20 protein-coding genes and 2 pseudogenes are annotated in these 19,440 nt (G+C 62.7%); 15 read left to right on the forward strand and 7 right to left on the reverse strand.

The features are described from left to right. Nucleotides 1-155: 155 nt before the first annotated feature. The 7 genes and pseudogenes from LQK81_RS26450 to LQK81_RS23320 all read left to right on the forward strand — a co-directional run. Entirely contained in the window at nucleotides 156-419 is a 264-nt protein-coding gene (locus tag LQK81_RS26450; RefSeq protein WP_442967179.1) for a hypothetical protein, read from the forward strand. 309 nt (nucleotides 420-728) lie between these two features. Next, nucleotides 729-1,034 carry a hypothetical protein gene (locus LQK81_RS23295; RefSeq protein WP_230808797.1) on the forward strand — a complete coding sequence of 102 codons (306 nt, stop codon included), beginning with the start codon at nucleotides 729-731 and terminating at the stop codon, nucleotides 1,032-1,034. A gap of 163 nt (nucleotides 1,035-1,197) precedes the next feature. Next, complete coding sequence (locus LQK81_RS23300; RefSeq protein ID WP_230808820.1) at nucleotides 1,198-2,067, forward strand: helix-turn-helix transcriptional regulator; 870 nt, start codon at nucleotides 1,198-1,200, stop codon at nucleotides 2,065-2,067. Between the two features lie 80 nt (nucleotides 2,068-2,147). Beyond that, nucleotides 2,148-3,050: an SDR family oxidoreductase gene (locus LQK81_RS23305; protein WP_230808798.1), complete on the forward strand. Its 903-nt coding sequence runs from the start codon at nucleotides 2,148-2,150 to the stop codon at nucleotides 3,048-3,050. 1 nt (nucleotide 3,051) lies between these two features. Then, the gene (locus LQK81_RS23310) at nucleotides 3,052-3,612 is read left to right on the forward strand and encodes a DUF4437 domain-containing protein (RefSeq protein WP_230808799.1); all 561 of its coding nucleotides are present in this window, start codon (nucleotides 3,052-3,054) and stop codon (nucleotides 3,610-3,612) included. Between the two features lie 123 nt (nucleotides 3,613-3,735). Next, nucleotides 3,736-4,062, forward strand: a complete 327-nt coding sequence (locus tag LQK81_RS23315; RefSeq protein ID WP_230808821.1) for an EthD domain-containing protein — start codon at nucleotides 3,736-3,738, stop codon at nucleotides 4,060-4,062. A 239-nt stretch (nucleotides 4,063-4,301) separates the two neighbouring features. Then, nucleotides 4,302-4,977 (forward strand): annotated as a pseudogene (locus LQK81_RS23320) (IS6 family transposase); the annotation flags it as partial. A gap of 85 nt (nucleotides 4,978-5,062) precedes the next feature. Here LQK81_RS23320 and LQK81_RS23325 read toward each other — a convergent pair. From LQK81_RS23325 to LQK81_RS23340, 4 genes are all read right to left on the reverse strand, one after another. Then, nucleotides 5,063-6,181 carry an SDR family oxidoreductase gene (locus tag LQK81_RS23325; RefSeq protein WP_230808800.1) on the reverse strand — a complete coding sequence of 373 codons (1,119 nt, stop codon included), beginning with the start codon at nucleotides 6,179-6,181 and terminating at the stop codon, nucleotides 5,063-5,065. 186 nt (nucleotides 6,182-6,367) lie between these two features. Further along, on the reverse strand, nucleotides 6,368-7,282 hold the full coding sequence (locus LQK81_RS23330; protein WP_230808801.1) for an oxidoreductase: 915 nt from the start codon (nucleotides 7,280-7,282) through the stop codon (nucleotides 6,368-6,370). Nucleotides 7,283-7,543: 261 nt separating this feature from the next. Continuing rightward, entirely contained in the window at nucleotides 7,544-8,404 is an 861-nt protein-coding gene (locus LQK81_RS23335) for a DUF2306 domain-containing protein (protein ID WP_230808802.1), read from the reverse strand. Nucleotides 8,405-8,427: 23 nt separating this feature from the next. Then, complete coding sequence (locus tag LQK81_RS23340) at nucleotides 8,428-8,898, reverse strand: DUF2147 domain-containing protein (RefSeq protein WP_230808803.1); 471 nt, start codon at nucleotides 8,896-8,898, stop codon at nucleotides 8,428-8,430. Between the two features lie 391 nt (nucleotides 8,899-9,289). On the opposite strand from LQK81_RS23340, the gene LQK81_RS23345 reads away from it, so the two are divergent. Together LQK81_RS23345 and LQK81_RS23350 are read left to right on the forward strand one after the other, a co-directional pair. Next, nucleotides 9,290-9,751, forward strand: a complete 462-nt coding sequence (locus LQK81_RS23345) for a MarR family winged helix-turn-helix transcriptional regulator (protein ID WP_230808804.1) — start codon at nucleotides 9,290-9,292, stop codon at nucleotides 9,749-9,751. Beyond that, nucleotides 9,748-10,563 (forward strand): NAD-dependent epimerase/dehydratase family protein, encoded by an 816-nt coding sequence (locus LQK81_RS23350; protein ID WP_230808805.1) that lies wholly within the window; start codon nucleotides 9,748-9,750, stop codon nucleotides 10,561-10,563. Before LQK81_RS23345 ends, LQK81_RS23350 begins: the two co-directional genes overlap by 4 nt. 128 nt (nucleotides 10,564-10,691) lie before the next feature. On the opposite strand, the gene LQK81_RS23355 is transcribed toward LQK81_RS23350, so the two are convergent. Continuing rightward, the gene (locus LQK81_RS23355) at nucleotides 10,692-11,615 is read right to left on the reverse strand and encodes an AraC family transcriptional regulator (RefSeq protein ID WP_230808822.1); all 924 of its coding nucleotides are present in this window, start codon (nucleotides 11,613-11,615) and stop codon (nucleotides 10,692-10,694) included. A gap of 164 nt (nucleotides 11,616-11,779) precedes the next feature. Here LQK81_RS23355 and LQK81_RS23360 point away from each other — a divergent pair, with 164 nt between their 5' ends. The 5 genes from LQK81_RS23360 to LQK81_RS23380 all read left to right on the forward strand — a co-directional run bounded on the left by LQK81_RS23360 (nucleotide 11,780) and on the right by LQK81_RS23380 (nucleotide 16,541). After that, nucleotides 11,780-13,096, forward strand: coding sequence for an MFS transporter (locus LQK81_RS23360; protein WP_230808806.1), 1,317 nt, complete (start codon nucleotides 11,780-11,782; stop codon nucleotides 13,094-13,096). 65 nt (nucleotides 13,097-13,161) lie between these two features. After that, nucleotides 13,162-14,010: an SDR family oxidoreductase gene (locus tag LQK81_RS23365; protein WP_230808807.1), complete on the forward strand. Its 849-nt coding sequence runs from the start codon at nucleotides 13,162-13,164 to the stop codon at nucleotides 14,008-14,010. A 230-nt stretch (nucleotides 14,011-14,240) separates the two neighbouring features. Continuing rightward, nucleotides 14,241-15,035 carry a MipA/OmpV family protein gene (locus LQK81_RS23370; protein WP_230808808.1) on the forward strand — a complete coding sequence of 265 codons (795 nt, stop codon included), beginning with the start codon at nucleotides 14,241-14,243 and terminating at the stop codon, nucleotides 15,033-15,035. A gap of 169 nt (nucleotides 15,036-15,204) precedes the next feature. Then, a complete protein-coding gene (locus tag LQK81_RS23375; RefSeq protein ID WP_230808809.1) occupies nucleotides 15,205-15,846 on the forward strand; it encodes a DedA family protein in 642 nt (213 codons plus the stop codon). A gap of 68 nt (nucleotides 15,847-15,914) precedes the next feature. Next, nucleotides 15,915-16,541, forward strand: coding sequence for a class I SAM-dependent methyltransferase (locus LQK81_RS23380; protein WP_230808810.1), 627 nt, complete (start codon nucleotides 15,915-15,917; stop codon nucleotides 16,539-16,541). A 358-nt stretch (nucleotides 16,542-16,899) separates the two neighbouring features. Here LQK81_RS23380 and scpB read toward each other — a convergent pair. Together scpB and LQK81_RS23390 are read right to left on the reverse strand one after the other, a co-directional pair. Next, nucleotides 16,900-17,603, reverse strand: a pseudogene (scpB, locus tag LQK81_RS23385) (SMC-Scp complex subunit ScpB). A gap of 1 nt (nucleotide 17,604) precedes the next feature. Beyond that, nucleotides 17,605-18,570 (reverse strand): DUF1403 family protein, encoded by a 966-nt coding sequence (locus tag LQK81_RS23390; protein ID WP_230808811.1) that lies wholly within the window; start codon nucleotides 18,568-18,570, stop codon nucleotides 17,605-17,607. Between the two features lie 112 nt (nucleotides 18,571-18,682). Here LQK81_RS23390 and LQK81_RS23395 point away from each other — a divergent pair. Continuing rightward, nucleotides 18,683-19,440 (forward strand): tyrosine-type recombinase/integrase (locus LQK81_RS23395; RefSeq protein ID WP_230808812.1); only part of this gene is annotated, 758 nt, incomplete at its 3' end.

Below are 19,440 nucleotides of genomic sequence, written 5' to 3' on the forward strand. Positions count from 1 at the left end.
CAGCGTGGCGATTTGACGGTTGGGTGAGCGAGGAAGTGCAATGCCTCTTGCCGGCGTCGCGGCACATGTCCCGCGGTGGGCAGCAGAATATTCGGATCTGGCGATCACACTGTGCCTGCCAGACCCAGGGTCTGATGCGTAGCATTGCGGACTTGATGGGCCTCGACGTCGCGCCCCCCGATTTCTCAACCCTGTCGCGCCGAAGCAAGAATTTGGTATTGCCGCCTGCAAGACATCGCTCTGAAAGTCAGCAAGCATCGACGGGTCACAATCAACGTAGCCGGATCGAGCCTCAGATGGGCCGATGGAAGACCGTCATCGGTGCGAAGCTGCGAGCCAGAGACTTCAATAGCCAGAAGACCGAGGCCCGAACTAGAGGACCGAGGCTCGGATCGCCGTTCGTGCTCTCAACCGAATGACCGAACTCGGGCATCCAGTCTTCGACACGCACCGCATGAAATTCATCTTGGGAAGGGGATATCCTGACCAATAACCGGATCCATGCAACACGGCCGATCGCTATCGTATGGCCGGATTGCCAGAGTGAATGCAAAGGCCGCGCCGCCAGTAGGAGCTTTGCGCCCTAATGGCGAACCTTGAGGCGAACTTTGCAGTCGTCCGAAACCCGACGTCGCGGTGGCTTTTTGTCTCCCTGGGGAGGATTGTCACTGCCCGCTGTTAAACACAACAAGCTTGCGCAGGATGATATGAGCAGGAATAATCACTCCATGCGATCCATCCACATCGATCCGGCACCACGGGCCTATCTCGCGACTCTGGCGTTGATGCGACGATCAGCTGGCGGCAGGTCTTTGGCACCCGAACATTTGACGATTGCCGAAGTTGAAGCCTGGTTGCTCGACGACGCGGTACAGATACCTAACCTGATCACGCTTTTCGAAGCGTTTGTCTGGCGCATGGTGCGGCTAACTTTCCGCTTGACCGGGCAAGCCTGTACGTGGGCACGCTCCATCCTCAGTTGTACGGCTTTGCCTGGAACTGGAACATCGCGGACGGCCTTTGCGATGAGGTAAAGGTTCCCGAGACTATGCTTGCGAGCGATTCTTATAGGCGCAGTCCGCTCGCAATCGTTCTCGAGAAGGGCGAGGGGAGACACTCGGTCGACGCTGCGATCATCGATCTCCGTCGCCAGCAGTGGGGCGATAAAGCCGGTACGATCCGAATGGATGGCAGATGATGAAGAACAGTCCGTCAAAAACAAACGCCCCAGACGATACTAGGGCATTGGAGGATCTTCCCGCCTTTCTGCGGCGATGCCGCGAACGGCTTGATCCCACAGTTCTCGGCCTCAGCGGCCACAGGCGACGGACGCCGGGCCTGCGACGGGAGGAGGTCGCACAGCGAGCCAACGCCAGTGTCACTTGGTATACGTGGCTCGAGCAGGGACGCGAAGGAACGCCGTCAGCGGACATGCTTGATCGCCTTTCGCAGGCGCTTCTTCTGTCGCCCGACGAACGAGAGCATCTGTTCCTGCTGGCGCAGCAGCGGCCGCCAGCGATCGGACGTGCGCCCGTAGAACCCTCGATGGCGAAGTTGCAGGCCGTGCTGGACTCGCTGCGCGGAGCGGCCGCGTTTATTAAAAACCATCGCTGGGACGTGTTGGCATGGAATGAGGGCGCCTTGGCAGTGCTGACCGACTATGCCGCCATGCCGCCCGAACAGCGCAACATTCTCGAAATTCTGTTCTGTCGACCTGAGCCGCGCGAGCGAATGCAGACCTGGGAAACCGACGCGCACGCCGCCGTCGCAGCGTTCCGACGCGACGTGGCGCGCGTCGGTGCGGGCGACGAGGTTCAGCCGATGATCAACAGCCTGTTGAGCCGCAGCGAGTGCTTCAGACGGTTCTGGGACGTAGGCGCTGTTGCCTCTCTGGCCGATGGACGAAAGGTCGCCATGCTGCCTCGGGTCGGGCGCATCATCCTCGACTACAATGCATTCGACGTCGAAGGCGCGCCACACCTGAGCATGGTCGTCTACAACCCGGTAAGCGACAGCGACCGCGCCGCACTGGACGCGGCGATCTCCGTGTTTCGTTCAGCAGGGTAGTCCGGCTACCGGTATGACGTCACGACTGTTAAGAGCCGTTCGCGCATGTCAGGGATTTATTGGAAACGGAGATACCTGGCATGCGAATATTTATAACAGGAGCGACAGGATTTGTCGGTGCGGCCGTAGTTGGGGAACTCCTCGGCCGGGGGCACCAAGTTCGCGGCCTCGCACGTAGCGATCAATCGGCGGCGGCACTCCTCGCGCGAGGCGTGGAGGTCCATCGGGGCAACATCGGCGAGCCCGCCAGCGTCGTGGACGGCCTCGGCGGCATCGACGCGGTGGTCCATACCGCCTTCGACCACGACTTCTCCCGCTACGAGGAGAATTGCCGATCCGACGAGCGTCTGCTGGAGACGATAGCCAACACGCTTGAAGGCTCCAACACCCCGCTGGTGGCAACCTCGGCGACGACGGTCACCACGGTAGGCCATCCGGCAACCGAGGAGGAGGACGCGCGACCCGAAAACCCACGAAGCGCGTCGGAAAAGATCCTCCGTCACGCGACCCGTGGATTGCCGGTCAGCATCGTTCGGCTTCCGCCGTCTGTATATGGGCGCGGCGACAAGGCTTTCATTCCGGCACTGATCGCGCTCGCCCGACATACAGGCGTTTCGGCCTATGTCGGCGACGGTGACAATCGCTGGCCGGCGGTTCACCGCGACGATGCGGCACGCCTGTTCTGCGATGCGGTCGAACAGGCGCGCAGTGGCGTACGCTACCATGCTGTTCAAGACGAAGGCATCGCCTTTCGCGCGATTGCCGACACGATCGGCGCGGGGATCGGTGTGCCGGCCCGCAGTCTGACGGAGGAGAGGGCTATCGCGCATTTCGGCTGGCTGGGCCGGTTCGTGACGATTGATGCGCCCGCATCGAGCGCGAAGAGCCGCGCGCTGACCGGCTGGATACCGCGCGAGAACTGCTTGCTCGAAACTCTCGAAACGGACGGCTACTTCGTCGGCTTGGAACACGGAGGAGAATGAATTGCCTGTGGATCCAAATGTCCAGGCCCGCAGCGTCACGTTCGCCTTGATCCTTGCATCCCTGATGGCGTCTTCTCGGGCGCACTCCCAATCAGGCGAAGGTGCAATTGCCCCGTCGGAGCGGAACTACAGTACAACGCTGTCGGTCCCTGCCGAAGGGATGATTGTCGCTCCGGCAGAGACACTGGCTGAATTTCGTCCGCTCATCCCTGGCCATGCCGATGGCCCCAACATCAGAGAAATCGAAGGGGATCCGATGGCAGGGCCTTCGATCACCTTGTTCCGCTATCGCAACAACTACGAGGGCAGCAGACGACTGCATACCCACACCTATACCTATCGAAGCATCCTGATCGAAGGGGAGATGAAGCACTGGGATGCCAACGGCAGCGAAGAGACCGCGGTGGTCCTGCGACCCGGATCCTACTGGCGCCAGCCCGGTGGCGAACTTCACGCCGACCACTGCATGACCGAGCATTGCCTCGCCTTGGTGATCTTCGAGGGGGAGGTCGATGCGGATTTTCGCGGCAGTCCCCTGACGGCGCGAGAAGAAGCGCAATAGGCCCGCGCCAATACGTCCCTCGGCTCCGCAGCAGCCTTGGTCGCGGCGTAAGACTGCGGCGCCACCGGGGTCGGTGAGGCATCCGTCCAACACTCAAAGACAGGGAGAATTTCAGTGGTCAAGATGGCAATCACGTTCAAACGAAAGCAAGGGAGGAGCGTGGACGACTTCCAGGCTTATCGTCGCGATGTTCACGCGCCGCTGCTCTTTGCGATTCCGGAGGCGAAGCTCATTCGACGTTTCGTCATCTCATATCCGATCGCGGCGCCGAACTGGCCGGAGCCAAGCTACGATGCGCTCGTAGAAACATGGTTCGACAGCGTAGAAGACATCGACGCCCTGTTCTTCTCGGAGAACTTCCTAACCAAGGTAGATCCCGACCACATCAACTTCATCGATCTGTCGACCGCACAGCGCATTGTCTCGAAGGAATTGGTCGTCGTCGAATGACAGTGAATGAGGCGCGAAGGCGTCGGCTTGCCGCCCAACCGATGCCGAGATTTTGAACGTCGCAGCGAACAGTGTGAGCCTAGATCACTTCCCGATGCTCCGGGACAGAAGCTACCATTCGTCTGGCAACACGGTCTTTGCTCGACGTGAGCATTACGGCGCCGCGCCGGATTCCGACAGGCGTGAATTCGACATACGGACATAAGGAGCTTGAATTTGGAGGCCCTGAAGAATGCAGTCGGCTCATTGTTCAGGCCGTTACCTGGTATTTGCGCTATCCGCTGAGCTACCGCGATTTGGAAGAGATGTTCCGAGAGCGCGGCTTTGAAGTGGATCACAGCACGATCAACCAATGGGTCCTTGCCTAGCGCCGATCATCGAGAAGCGGCTACGACAGTTCCGCCGACCCCATTGCGGTTCGATCCGCATTGACGAAACCTACGTCAAGGTCCGCGGCAAGTGGCGCTACCTATACCGCGCCATCGATAAGCACGGAAACCCGGTGGATTTCCTTCTGACCGCAAAGCGTGACCTCGATGCCGCCAAGCGGTTCTTCCGCAAGATGCTCAAGCACGAACCCCTGCTTTCGCCGGGCAAGATCGGTAAGGACGGTGCCAATACCTTCCCCTCAACAATCAAGACGGTCGTCGATGACGGCCTGCTGCATCCCGACCCAGTGCACTACGTTACCAAACATCTCCAGCAGGCATCGAAAGCGACCACTTTCGAGTGAAGAAGAACATGCCAAAGATCGGCGGCTTTCAATCCTTCAAAACGGCACGCCGGACGATCGCGGGCTTCGAAGCGATGCTCTGGTTGCGGAAAGGCTTTGGCTTTTCCGGTAACTGGAACGTCAACGATCAGAATGATCTGCTCGCGCGCCTCTTCGGACTTCAAAAAGTTAAAAAAGCATGAAAATGCTGCCGATTGCAGGGTAGCCTCAGCCTACTGAAAGGTTTGCGACAAGCACGGATCGCGCATCGAGCGAGATATTTGTGCATCAGCTCACTCGCCCGAATGTCACGTCGCCGAGTTGCTCAAGTGTGGCCCACAGCCTCGCCGCAACTTGCAGGTCGTCGGCTTTTTCAGGAACCCCGGCCCAACCGGGTAAGCCGCCAAGTCCCATCACCCCGTTGGGGCCGTAGTATCCGCCAGCCGCCGCTTGCGGCGACGTTGCCGCATACAGGGTCGGCAAGGCGCCCTGGGCTGCCGTCTGGAACATGAACGGCATGTATCGATGATTGCGCCCCTCCAGGCTATCGGCGCCCGGGCCGTCCGGGACGAGGTTCGTGCGGGCGATGCCAGGATGGGCGGCTATGGCCGAGATACCCCAGCCTTCCGCCGCACTGCGCCTCTGCATCTCGAAGGCAACCATTAGGAGGGCGAGTTTGGAGTTGTCATAGGCCGCCCCATAGTCGTAGTCCTGAACCAGTTGCAGGTCGGCAAAGTTGATAGCACCCATGAACGAGCGGCTGCTGGAAACCCAGACGACGCGCGGGGATTGGCCTTCGCGCAGCAGCGGCAGCAATCGGGCGGTCAATGCAAAATGACCCAGCGTGTTGGTAGCAAAAACCCGCTCGATTCCATTGGCGCTCACTTCGCGGCTTTTCCGCCCCATGACGCCGGCATTGTTGACGAGAATATCCAGACTTCCCCGGGACGCTCGAATACGCTCCGCAAAACCGGCGACTGAAGCGAGGTCTGAAAGATCGAGCGTCTCGAAGCGGATCGAAGCGCCGGGAACGGTGCTCCTGATGTGTCTGACCGCTTCCTCGCCCCGTTCCTGCTTCCGGGACGCGATGGTTACGTCCGCCCCGGCGCGAGCGAGTTCAAGGGCGTCATGAAAGCCCAGTCCGCTTCGGTCGCCCACGGGATAACCATTGCCGCCGGTGACCAGCGCCGAGCGCCCTCGCAACGAGGGGATGTCGGTCGCCGTCCAATCGGGGATCCTCGGCAGTCCCTGCTGACGCGGGGAAACGAGTGGCCTGTTCGCCCAGACGGCGACGCCGCCGCCCACGGCCGCAACAGCAAGGCCGGCCGCGCCGTATCGAACAAATGAACGGCGCGACAACCCCGATGCTTTGGCATTGCCAGGCTCATTCCTCCGCGTGTCTGTCATTTCAGGAATCCTTTTGAATAATGGAGTTTTGGATGGTTAGGCGATGTCAGTGTTTGCGAAGGGTCAGCGGCGATGCACTCGTTTGCGATCGGCATGAGCGGGAGTATCCGGTCGATCGTCGCCGGATTTAGGTCAACCGTGTCACTTGCCTTCCCGATGAAAAACGGTGCCCGCCACTCGGACGTTTCACACGAACGTTACGTTCGTCAGTTCCTGAGACGCATCCCAGAGGTGCGCTGCGACGGCTGTGTCCAGCGCTTGGCGGGGAGGTTTCTCCTGGATCGGATGGCCTCGCGTCCCACCAAGCCGGTCAGGCCCGTAGTAAGCGCCGCTCAGCGCCGCCGGTTCTGTCGCCGCAAAGAGCGTGGGCAAGGCGCCCTGGCATGCGGGCTGGTAGAGAAACCATAAGTAGCGCCGCGCAAACCCCGGTACGCTCGACCAGCCCGGTCCGTTCGGTATCAGGTCGGTGCGTGAGATGCCGGGATGGGCCGCAAGGCTCTGCACATCCCATCCGGCGGCCTCGCTGCGTCGACTCAATTCGAAGGCGAACATGATGCAGGCCAGCTTCGATTGGCTGTAAACCTGCATCGGCTTGTAACTGCGCTCGGCTTGAAGTTCGTCGAAGTTAATCGCTCCCCACCGCGCTGCCACGCTGCCTACAGTCACGACACGCGGCTTTTGCCCTCGCTTCAGGAGCGGCAGCAGATGCGCGGTGAGAGCGAAATGGCCGAGATAGTTTGTGCCCAGTTGTAGCTCGAAGCCATCGCTGGTCTCGCGACGATCCGGCGTTCTCATAACGCCAGCGTTGTTGATCAAGAGTTCGAGGCCATCTTGCTCCAGTGCGAGTTGCCCGGCGAATTCACCGATCGAAGCAAGGTTCGCAAGGTCCAGCTTGCCGAACCGGACCTGCGCGCCAGAGACGGCATTTCTAATCGCCGCGACGGCATCAGCGCCCTTCTGGGGATTGCGTCCGGCGATCACAACGTTAGTGCCGGCGCGCGCCAGGGCCAACGCCGTCTCGAAACCCAGCCCTCCGGTGCCGGTGACGACTGCCGAACGGCCGTGTTGTGGTGGAATGTTACTTGTCGTCCATTTGGTCATCAATCATCCTTGCCTTTTCGACCGCTCGGCGGAGATCTTGAGCGTTGATGGTCTCTACGCACCCGCCTTTTTGTCCTCTTCGGCAGGATGCCCGAAGCGCGGCCACTCTCCATGCCAGAACCAGTAAAAAGTATGCCTGATCCTACATTTGTGCGTGTTGCACCGGCCCGGGGAAGGCAAACAACGGCAGAAGTTCTGATGGTGCTCAGGTTCGCACGGTAACAGGATCATCTGGCATGGCAGTACCGCTTGGCGGATGGCCTACAGTCCCGCTTCCGTGATGCCGCTGATCATTCTCGGGCCCCAACTGCGAGCGGTGAAGCTCCAGGTCGCGAAGCTTCTGAAGGCGGTTGCAGCCAGGAGCACCGTTGCTGCCGCAAAGCCGGCAACCGCTCCGCGATGCCGCCGGCGCGCCCGAATGAAGAGTTCAGCGACGATGAGATTGGGGACGTAGAAGAAGAACATCATGATCGCGTCGAACCAGCCGGTAAAGCCGCTCGCCGTTCCAATGCCACCGGAGACCAGGAACCAGGCGCCATATTCCATCCGGTACAGCCAGGAGCCGACCGTCAGCGCAAACAGCCTGATCGCCCAGGCACGATGCCGGTCGTAACTGCCAGCCCGAGCGCGGGCGTAGGCCATGGCGGCGCAGAGCACCATCAACGCGCCGTAGATGCCGAAGCCCGTATCCATCAGCGGGCCACCAATCGTTCCTCTTCCCAATATGAAGCCAAGCCCACCCAGACCAGCCAAGCCGGCCGAAATGACGTAGATTCGGCCCAGCCAACGATGGAGGCCGGGCACATTATCGCGCACGCTCCCGATCAACTGAACAGGCCCGAGCAGCAGGAGCACGCCCCCGGCCATGAAGTGCGCGCCGATGGCTGCCGTAGAAAGCAGCGCGCTCCCTTCGTATAAATCGGGAAGAGACTCGTTCCATCGCTCGGCGGCTCCGCCTAACGCGACGCCTCCGAAGAAAGCGAGGATGTAGGTGGCGAAGATGGCGCCGCTGATCCAGCTCGCGGCCACGAGCAGCCGAGCGCTCCAGCGCAGGGCTGCACCATGAGAGCCGCCAGTTGGCTCGGCCGGTTCACGATCAACGATCGATGAACTATCTGCCATGGGGATTGTCTTAAATCCTGCACTCATTGTGCGCGGCGAAGCACCATGGTCCGACCGAGTATGGCGGTGCCCATATATGCGCGAAGTTCCAGTTTTCCGCTCACCAGCGTTGCTCGAGCGGAGTGGGTCTGACCAGTTGCACCGCTGTAGAAATTACCGCCTTCCCAGCGACCGTCATCGGCATCCCATTTGAGGTTGGTCACGAGAACGGCTCGCTCGAGGGAGCGGCTTCTGAGGTTCGGGTCCGGATTGAGTGTGTCCTTCTTGAAGGTCTTTCCGTCTGCCTCCATCAGAAGCTTTCCGTAGAGGACCCGGGCGGCATAGGTTTCGCCGGCGTCGAACATCTCAAGTTTAAGATTGCCGTCCTCGGACTCCCAGACGCCGACAATCTGATCCGGCGAAGATGCCTGTGCGAAAGCCTCTCCAACCGGGAGACCTGTCATTCCTGCTGCGAGCGCGGCGGCCAGCAAAGGCCCTGTTACCGATTTGAGCATCTTGTGTTTCCTTATCGATGGGTTGGCGCGTGTATGGGATCGGCGCGAAAGATTTCGCGCGCCGCCCGAAACTTCATGCCTGCGGAGCGATCCGCCGTTCACCTCGGAAAGCGCGATGTGGAACCGAGCCCAATCGCTCCCGAGGCAATGCGCCGTGAAGCTACCCGCCGGCTGTACGACGGCGAATACCGATTACCGCGAATTTCCTGCCTGATCCTCCAGCTGGATTAAGGTGAGCCCTGGCCAGTGAATTCTTGCCCAAATCTTGACGGGACAGGATTCGAGGACCGGCACCCAAGCCATCTGAAAACGCGGTCGAGCGAAGCGGACCCCTTGACACTTGCTAGGTGCCTTACATATTTGCTAGGGAGCTAGCGAGATTGAAGGGCACATGGTTGAGAGACGGAAAAGCGCGGATCGCGACCTCGTCGGAGCGTGGGCAAAGCGGTGCTATTTCGCTGGCCGGGCGGTCATGGATTCCGTCCTGCGTCCTTATGATCTCGGCTCAGTGCAGTGGTACGTGCTCTACCAGCTAGCGACTGTCGGGCCGACCATGCAGCGTGATCTCGTGCGGTTGCTCGCGATCGAACGGGCGACAATGACCGGCATCGTCGCAACGCTCGTGCGCAAGGGTCTCGTCGAGCAAGAGGCCGACCGCGTCGATCAGCGCCAGAAGCTCCTGCGCATCACCGCCGCCGGCGCGACGCTTTGGGGCGAGTTGCCCGATCTCTCATTCATCCGTTCGGTCGCCTTCGACGGCGTCGATGACGCCGAAATCGCGGTCGCGGTCCGGGTTCTACAGACCGCAACGGAGCGCCTCGAAAACCTTCTTCAGAAAGGAACGACTGCATGACAATCCTGGTGACCGGTGCAACGGGGCTCGTCGGAGCCCGCCTTCTTCCACGCCTTGTCGAGGCAGGGGTGAATTGCCGCGCGCTTCTGCGCGGCGGCAAAGCGGCGCCCGCTGGCGTGAGCGCGGTGGAAGCGGACCTTCTCGATCCGGATTCGCTCATGCAGGCGGTGAATGGCGTGTCTGCGATCATCCATCTCGCCGCGGTATTTCGGACGCCCGACACCGAGCTGATCTGGAAGAGCAACCTCGACGGCGCGCGCAATCTCATCGCCGCGGCGAAGGCAAATGCGCCCGAAGCGCGTTTCATCCTGGCAAGCACGTCCAATGTGTATGACGCGAACAGCCCGCGCCCCGGCCGCGAGGACGATGCAGCCGAACCGCAACAGGCCTATCCGGCGAGCAAGCTCGCTGCCGAGAATGCGTTGCGCGAAAGCGGGCTGAACTGGTCGATCCAGAGGTTCGGCTTCGTCTATGGCGACAAGGACGGACATCTCGAAGCGTTGCCCCGACTGGTCGCCGATTTCAAAATGCATCCCGCCCAGAGGATGAGCATGGTTCACCATCGCGACATTGCCACCGCAATGAACCTCGCCCTGACAGGGGTGATGGACGAGCGCATCGTCAATATCGCCGATGAGGCGCCGACTTCGATCTACGAACTCGTCGCCCTGGCCGGCGGAGCGATGGAACCCTCCTCAGCGCCGCTCGACAACCCCTGGCGCCTCCACGTGGATGTCTCGCTTGCCCGCCGCCTCGGCTTCCAACCGGTCGTGAGGACCGTCCACCAGGCCGCGCAGCAAGGCTTGATGTGATGTGCGCTCGGCGACGACTGAGAGTCTGACGAATCCTTCCCCGTCAGCGCCGGTATTGGCAATTCTGTTCGCAGATCGGAAGGGCCGCTCCGGGCGCACCGCACGGAGCCGCCTCCCGCAACACGCGCTTAGACAGTTCGCGCCTTGCGGCTGGCGTACTGGCTGTACATCCGCTGATGGTTGAGCGCGTCCTGCTTTGGCGCAACGCCGAACATCCGGGAATATTCGCGACTGAACTGCGACGGACTTTCGTAGCCGACCTTGTAGGCGGCTTCCTCGACGCTTGCAGCGTCCGCCACCATCAGCCGCCGCGACTCGAGCAGGCGCAACTGCTTCTGGAACTGAAGCGGCGTCACCGAGGTGAGCTGCTTGAAGTGCTGATGGAACGATGACGAGCTCATGCGCGCCACCTCGGCCATTTGCTCCACGCGCAGCGTCTCGGCGAAATTGGCGCGCAGAAAATAGATCGCTTTCGCGACCCGCATGAAATTCGATTCCGGCACGGCCAGGCTGCAGAGTTCGGCCCCGTGCGGGCCGCTCAGAAGCCAGTAGCAGATCTCGCGCATGACCGACGGATAGAGGATCGGGATCGCCTTCGGCGTCTGCGACATTCGGAGCAGGCGCAGCACACATTCCGCCAGCGGTTCGTCGACCTTGCCGACGAACACGCATGGACCCGGCGCGGCAGGTGGGACGGGCGGCGTCTCCAACTGTTCCAGCACCTCGCGCAGCATCGTCACGTCGAGGTCTATGGTGACGCCGAGATAAGGTGCCTCGGGGCTCGCATCGACAACCCGCCCACTGGCCGGCATTTCCATGCTGACGACCAGGCACTCCATGGACCCGTAGCGAAGCGTTTCTTCGCCAAAGAGGATTTCCTTCGCCCCCTGGGCGACGATGCAGAGCGACGGCCGGTAGATTTGCCGCATCGGCATCCGCTGCTGGTAGGAACGGATGATATTGACGCTCTCGATCTGCGTCGGAAACAGCCCTTCACCGCCGCCCTGGCTTTCGATATAAGCGGTGATTCCGCCAAGTAGCGATGACGACACGCGACCCTCCACCGGGTTTCGAGGCCAGCGCAGCACTCGCCCTTCAGTCGGCAGCATATCGCGGCCTGTAGGAATGGGCAAGTTTCTTGAGGTATCCGGCATTCTGGTCATTTGAGACTTCCTCTAGCTTGGTGATGCCAGTCACAGCCAGGGAAGAGCCAAGCATGACAGAAACCGCCGCGTCGTCAATAGATCAGCAGAATAGACTGCCCATTGTATCGAAGGCGAGCGGCGATGAACACGTCCATGGATGGCGCGTTCCGGTGCTGCTTATTACGCTGTTTCTCGTCAGCGCAACCTCCCAGATCGACCGGATACTTCCGTTCGTCCTGGCAGAGTCCATCAAGGAAGACCTCGATCTGAGTGATACCGAGGTGGGCCTGCTCACCGGCATCGCCTTTGCGCTTTGCTACACGCTGCTGTCGATGCCGCTCGCCCGCATCGCCGATCGCGGATCGCCCAGCTTCGTCCTCGTTTTGTGCATCCTACTGTGGAGCGCGATGACGTTGCTCGGCGGCCTCGCCATGAGTTTCCTGTTCCTCGCCTTCACCCGCTTCGGCGTCGCGTTCGGCGAGGCCGGGGGCACGCCCGCAAGCCATGCAATCATCGCCCGAAAGATCCCGCCCGAACGCCGCGGTCTGGCGCTTGGCATCTTCTCGATGGGCATTCCGCTCGGCACCATGGTCGGCTTCGCCGTCGGCGGCGCGATCGGCGATACGCTGGGCTGGCGTACGGCCCTAGTAGGCGCAGGTGCCATGGGCGTGCTGATCGGCCTGCTGGCGCTCGTCGTCATCGGTCCGACCCCGCCGCTCAAACGCTTAGCTGCCAATAGCGAGCCCTTCCTGAAGGCAAGCCTGCGGCTGCTCTCGTCCCCGCCATTTCGCTGGCTGTTCATCGGCTCGGTCGCACTCGGCTTCGCTGCAGCACCTTTCTACGCCTTCGCGGTTCCCTTCCTGATCCGCACCCACGGCTTTAGCGCCAGCGAGGCCGGACTGGCGTTCGGACTGCTGCAGGGTGCGATGGGGATTTGCGGAACGCTGATCGGCGGGCGCCTGTTCGACCGTGCCGTGCGCTCCGGCGCCGGCCGGGTTCTCGGACCACCCGCCATCCTCTTCATGATCGCGAGCCTGACGACCACCGCTGCGCTTTTCGCGCCGGTCGGTTGGCTTTCCATCCTCCTCTTCGTGCCGGGCATGCTGTCCTTCGCATTTCTGCTGCCGTGGTGTTTCGGTGCTGCACACCTGGTTGCCGGCAAGGGCAAGGAGGCGATGGCGACGAGTCTCGCGATGATCGGTTCCGGCCTTCTGGGGCCGGCGCTTGGTCCTCTCATCGTCGGCATGATCAGTGATGCTGCGACCGCGGCTGAGATTCCCAATGGCCTGGGGCTTGGCCTGCTCATCGTGCCTATCGCCAGCGTCCTGACCGGTATCGCCATGCTGATTGCAAACCACCGCATCGCCGCCTGGCTCGGGCGGCAGTGACGACCGAATGCGGCCATCACCGTACCGCCAAGCTTCGCGATTTCCTGAGAAAGAGAGACTTTCCAATGTCCGATACCGATAACGCCCGCCGCACGTTCCTGGCACTCACCGCCGCCGCCCCCGCAGCCGTCGCCTTCGGGGGGGTGGCCTCGGCACAGACCTCCGAGACTAGTAGCCGCGCATTGCCTGGAACTGGGCGGGCCGCCATCGTCACAGGCTCGTCGCGCGGCATTGGCGCCGCGACCGCCAAGCGCCTGGCGCGCGATAGCTTCTCTGTGACCGTGAACTACCTCACCAACCGCGATCTTGCGGCCCAGGTGGTGCGCGATATCGAGGCGGCGGGCGGCCGCGCCATCTCCCGTCAGGCCGACGTCGCCGATCCGGCGGCGGTCAAGGCCCTGTTCGACGCCAATGACGAGGCCTTCGGCGGCGTCGACGTGGTGATCAGCAACGCCGGCATCATGAACGTCGCACCCTTCGCCCATTTCACCGACGCGGCCTTCGACCGGATGATCGCCACCAATGTGAAGGGCAGCTTCAACGTGCTGCGCGAGGCCGCGCGGCGCACCCGCGATGGCGGCCGCATCATCACGCTTGCTTCGACGTCGATCCGCGCCCGGCGGCCGACCCATGGCGGCTATGCCGCGACCAAGGCCGCCCAGGAGATCTATGCCGGCTGCCTCGCCAAGGAGCTCGCCGGCCGCCGCATCTCCGTCAACGCGCTTGCGCCTGGACCGACCAACACGTCCCTGCTCGACGTGCCGCCCCCGCAGCGTGCCCAGGCCGCGCAGATGACGCCCTATGGCCGCATCGGTGAGCCGGAGGATGTCGCCAACGCCATCGCCGGGCTGTGCTCTGGCGACAGCGAATGGATCAACGGGCAGCTCGTGTTCGCCAATGGCGGCTTCTTCTGAGGCGATCGCGATCCGCAAGACATCACACCCGTGGGGCGGCCGAAGCCAGCCATCGCTGCTTCGGCCTCGAACTGAACCCGGATCGCGGATAGCCGCCCCCACTTCCGCCGATCCGACCGGAGGTCGCCGCTCCCCCATTTCACCGGCGGCCTTCACCCCCCCCGAAGGCGCACCGCGAACAAGGCGGGCGCCTTCGGGGACCCCACCTCCCTGCAGAAGGAGTTTCGATAATGCGTGTAGTCCTTCCCATCCTGCTCGCCGGTGGCGCAGCCTTGTCATCCACCAGCGCCAACGCCCAGGCAGCGCCGCCCGACATCGGCCCCCACGGCGTCGTCGCGATCGGCGCGGGCGTGGTTCCCGAATATGACGGGGCTGAGGATCTCCGCGCGATCCCCTTCGTGCAGGCGGACGTCCACTGGGGCGACATCAATCTGGAAATCCGCGGGCTTCGGGCGCGGGCCGACCTCGCGTCCGATCCGCGCCTTTCGATCGGACCCGTCATCGGCGCGCGCCTGCCAAGAAGCGACGTGGACGGCGCGGTTGGATTGTTGCCGGACATCGACACGGCGATCGAGGCGGGCGGGTTCATCGGCTATCGTTTCGGCGGCGACGAGAGCGGCCAGGGCGCACTGGCGATGGAGCTTTCCGTCGTCCACGATGTCTCGGGCGTCCATGACGGGCTCCTCGCGACAGCGAGCGCCAGCTACGCCGCGGTTCGTCGCGACGATTTCTTTCTGTCGCTCGAAGCGCAAACGACCTGGGTGAACCAGGACTATGCGCGCACCTATTTCGGGGTTACCCCGGCTGAGTCCGCGGCAAGCGGTCTGGCCACCTACAGCCCGGGATCTGGCATCAAGGATGTCGGCGTCGGCGTCACTGCCGGATACTGGTTCAGCGAGCGCTTCGGCGTCACGGGCCGGATCGGAGCTAACTACCTCGTCGGCGATATCGCCGACAGCCCCGTCACCGAAGAAGGACGCCGCTGGCAGCCGAGTGGCGGCCTCGCGATCGCCTACCGGTTCTGAGGCGTCGCCATGTCCGGTGATCCACGCCTCGCACCCCGAGCAATCGTGGCCTTCCGAATAACGGGCGTCTTCATCGTGTCGCTCCTCCGTCGCTCCGCGCGACGGAGGCGGCAGCACCATTCATCCCCGGCGAACGAGACCGCTCGCCTCAACTAAAGAGGATCTGCCTATGGATTTCGATCCCGTTGGAGCAATGATGGCGTGGATCGGCGCTTATGGGCTCATCGGTCTTTTCGCATTCGCGCTCGCCGAGCGCTTCGTGCCGGTGATCCCTTCCCACGGGCTGCTGCTCGCGGTCGGCATCGGCGCGGCCGACGGCGCCTGGTCATTGCCGGCCGCTTTCCTGTCGACTGCCCTCGGCGGCATGATCGGTTGCGCAGCCTGCTTCTACGCCCTGCGGGGACTGGGCGAAACGCGATCGACGCGCCTCATCAACGGAGTCGGCCGACTCTTCGGAATGTCAGTTGATCGCATCGAGCGCGGGGCCGCCTCCTTCCGCCGCAACCAGACCGCGCTGGCCTTCGCGTTTCAGCTCGTGCCGACCGTCAGGCTGTTCGCTCCCGCATTCGCGGCCCTTCTTCGCGGGAATTCCCGGAGCTTCCTGGCCGCATCGGCGGCCGGGGTCGTGCTCTGGAACGGCCTGTTCATCGGCATCGGCTACTTGGCTTCCCACTCGATCGAGAAGGCGAACACGACGATCCTCGCCCTGACTGCCCTCGGTAGCCTTCTCATCGCGGAGGCGGCCCTGTTCTGGATCGCAAGGTGGGTTCGCGCCCGTCGCAAACCGGGCGCCGCGTTTTGCGGGACCTGAGATCTGCTCGCGGCGGCGCGCCATTGCCCGCGTCGCCCGCAAAAGATTCGTGTTCGAGATCATTTGCCATGAAGCAACAGCGTATCGCCGAGACGTTCGGCTTCTTTCAGGCCTGGCTCAAGAACCCTCTGCGCGTCGCGGCTGTCGCGCCGTCAGGCCGGGCGCTGGCCAGCCTCATCACTTCCGAAATCTCGCACGACACTGGGCCGGTGATCGAGCTTGGACCCGGCACTGGAGCATTCACGCGCGCCCTGATCGCTCGTGGCGTCAGGCAAGAAGACCTCGCGCTAATCGAGTTCGGATCAGAGTTCGCCGCCGCGCTCCATTTCCACTACCCGAGAGCACGCACGCTCTGGATGGATGCCGCACGCCTGCGGACGGTCGATCTCTTCGACGGGAGGCAAGCCGGTGCTGTCATCAGCGGGCTGCCGCTGCTGTCGATGCCGCCCCGTAAAGTGGTTGCAATTTTGACGGGCGCATTCCGCAAGATGCGGGCTGACGGCTCGCTCTACCAATTCACGTACGGTCCTCGCTGCCCGGTTCCACTCAGGTTGCTTGATCATCTCGGGCTGGAGGCGGAGCGGATCGGAGGCACACTCGCCAATCTTCCTCCTGCCGCGGTCTACCGGATCAGGCAAGCGCACCGTCCCGTTCCACCTCGTCCGCTTGTCATCGCCGCAACATGCGCTCGTTGAATGAAGATGGCGGAAGTGCGACATGTCCGACTTCACTTCAGTTGCGTCGCAGAGCGACGCCAAACGAGCGCTGCTCGGTCGGGGACACATGCCTGACCGATGTGGTGCCAAGGAGATTGTCCTCGTCTGGCAGGTCAGCCTGAAGACCGCGCGGCGGGATATCCAGGGCCTTCAGCGCGCCAGGTTGCTGGAATATATTGGGTCACGCCGAAAAGGCAGGTACCGGCGACGCGTCGACTAACGACCCGGTCTAGCTTGTCGACCCCACGCCTCTGATCGGGACAATGTCCCCGCCTCATCACTTCCCGCACGGCAAGGTGACCGTGGGGTTTGACAGGCTACGCAAGCCCCAAAGGCACTATTCCAGTGCCTCCGATACATCGCTTGGAGATCGCCCTGCTGCTACAGCAATTTCCTTCCGGCTGAGCAGTCCGGCGTCCTCGAGCGCCTCGATGTCGGGCAGGTCGCGTAGCGTCTCCATGCAGAAAGCGGAGAGGAAGTGCTTGGTCGTTACATAGGTATAGGGCGCGCCCGGCGTCGGACTGCGCGGGCCGGTGGCGAGGAAGCCGGCGCTCCGCAACGCGCCGATCGTATCGCGCGATACTTCCTTGCCGAAGATCTTGCTGAGCTCGCCGCGAGTGACGGGCTGGAAATATCCCACCGCCATCAACACCATTGCCTCGAACTCGGAGAGTCCCGCGGCAGCCGAGCGGGTCGGCGCCGACGAGGCGCGAATGGTGTCCGCAAACCGACCACGAGTGCGGTGCTGCCAGCCGCCAGCGACGGAAACCAGCTCATAGGGTCGATCGCGCAATTCCTCCCGCAGGTCATCGATCAACAGATCGATGCTACAGTCGCGGCCAACGACGCGTGCCAGCGTCTCGCGGCCGACGGGCTGATCGGAAGCAAAATCACCGCCTCCACCCGCAGAATCCATTCACGCCAGCGCAAGTCCGGCGGCAGGTCCGCCAGCTCCCGATCCAGGAGATGTTCATCTCCAGCGTTCGCTTGCCGGGTGCGTCCTTTGCCATGCGGTGCTTTGGCCGCCTCCGATCCGCTCATGTCACAACCCATAGATCCGGAACGAGCTGCGGCCGGACAGTTCACGAACGACACCAAACCCCTCAAGCCGATCGAACAGCCGGCTCGCCGCCCAGCGCGACAGATTGCTGCCGGGTGCCGAGGCCGCCACGGCGTCCTCGTCAAGCAGCCTTTGGATCACCACGCAGGCACCTTTCGTCCGGACTTTGGGCGCGGCGGCAAGCAACGTGTCGGCACGGCGCGCGATCTCGCCCGCGGCACGCAACGCCGCGCCGGTGCCTTCGACCACGGCCAGGCAGACGGCGCGGGCAAAGGTGGGTTCCCCCGGGCGCACACGGCCCCTGCCCCCTGATGTCTTGAAGGCCGGCCCATACCGCTCGGCCATCAGCAGCGGCACGGCATAATCCCATTTCAGCAGCGCGGCGATCAGCAGGTCGGCAAGTGCCCAGGCGAGCGGCTCGGCATCCGGACGGGCGGCGTAGACGGCGCTCACCAGGTCCGCGGCGGCAAAGGGCGCGGCGCGCCCGGACTGCTGGGCAGTGTCGGCATGATCGATGGCGGCCGCCAGATGGTCGTCCCAGACAAGCTCCAGCAGGTCAGCCAGTTCGGCGACACTTTTCGAGGAGAAACCTGGTTTTCGGCTGACAAGCCTTTTGTAGGCCAGAAATACCCTTCCGGCGGGCCCGGGATCGTCGCCGGCGGCGGTGAGCAAAAGCGCATCACGCAACGCGTGTTCGTCCTCGGTGCGCCCCATCAGCTGCACCGCCACGGCGGCACATTTCAGCGCCTGGCGGGCGCGCCAACAGCCGGCCCACTGTGGTTCGGTTTTGACGAGATCGTCGAGCGATTTCAGGGCGATGCCAGCTGCGAAGGCGGCGTCTGCTTCGTTCGGTTTGCGGCAGCGGGGCAGCGTCCAGCCCGGCAGCTGCATGCACGGAAGGGACGGCGATGACGGCTGGAGCGGGCGCGAATCCATGTCGACCAGCATATGCCGCGTGTGCACTTATAGCTATCACAATCAACAAAAACCGCACGCTTTGTCGACAGCCTATAATGTCCGATAATGTTGCCTTATCGGACGTTTTGCTCATTATAGAGAGATGGCCCAAATCATCGAGCAGAACACCGAAAATCACATCGAGGACACCTCAGCGCCGTCTCTCAGCACGGCTGCGGAGCATGATGTTTCTGTGCCGCAGGTGTCGGGCGACAGCGCCCTCCCCTCCCCTGCCGGCGAGGACAAGACACCGGCTCATCTCGCTAACCTTGCTGATCGCGCCCGGGGCTATGTCGAGGCGGCGAGCTCCGCCAACACGCGTAAAGCTTATGCCGCCGACTGGAAGCACTTTTCGGCGTGGTGCAGGCGGTCCAATCTGGCCCCCCTGCCCCCGCATCCACAGACCGTCGGACTTTACATCACCGCCTGCGCTTCCGGCACGGCTGAACGGTGTGCAAAAGCGAATTCAGTCTCGACCATCGAACGCCGCCTCTCCTCGCTCTCCTGGAACTATGCTCAACGTGGCCTCTCGCTCGATCGCAAGGACCGGCACATCGCCACCGTGATGGCCGGTATCCGCAACAGCCACGCCAAGCCACCGGTCCAGAAGGAAGCGGTCATGGCTGAAGACATCATCGCCATGGTCGAGACGCTCGATCGCGGCTCTTTGCGCGGCCTGCGGGATCGGGCAATGTTGCTCATCGGCTTTGCCGGTGGTCTTCGGCGCTCCGAGGTCGTCGGCCTCGATCTGAAGGCGGACCAGACTGAGGACGGTCGCGGTTGGATCGAGATTCTCGACAAGGGCATGCTACTCACCCTGCGCGGTAAAACCGGATGGCGGGAGGTGGAAATCGGCCGAGG

This window comes from Rhizobium sp. GN54, from assembly GCF_021026345.1.
GTDB lineage: Bacteria > Pseudomonadota > Alphaproteobacteria > Rhizobiales > Rhizobiaceae > Mycoplana.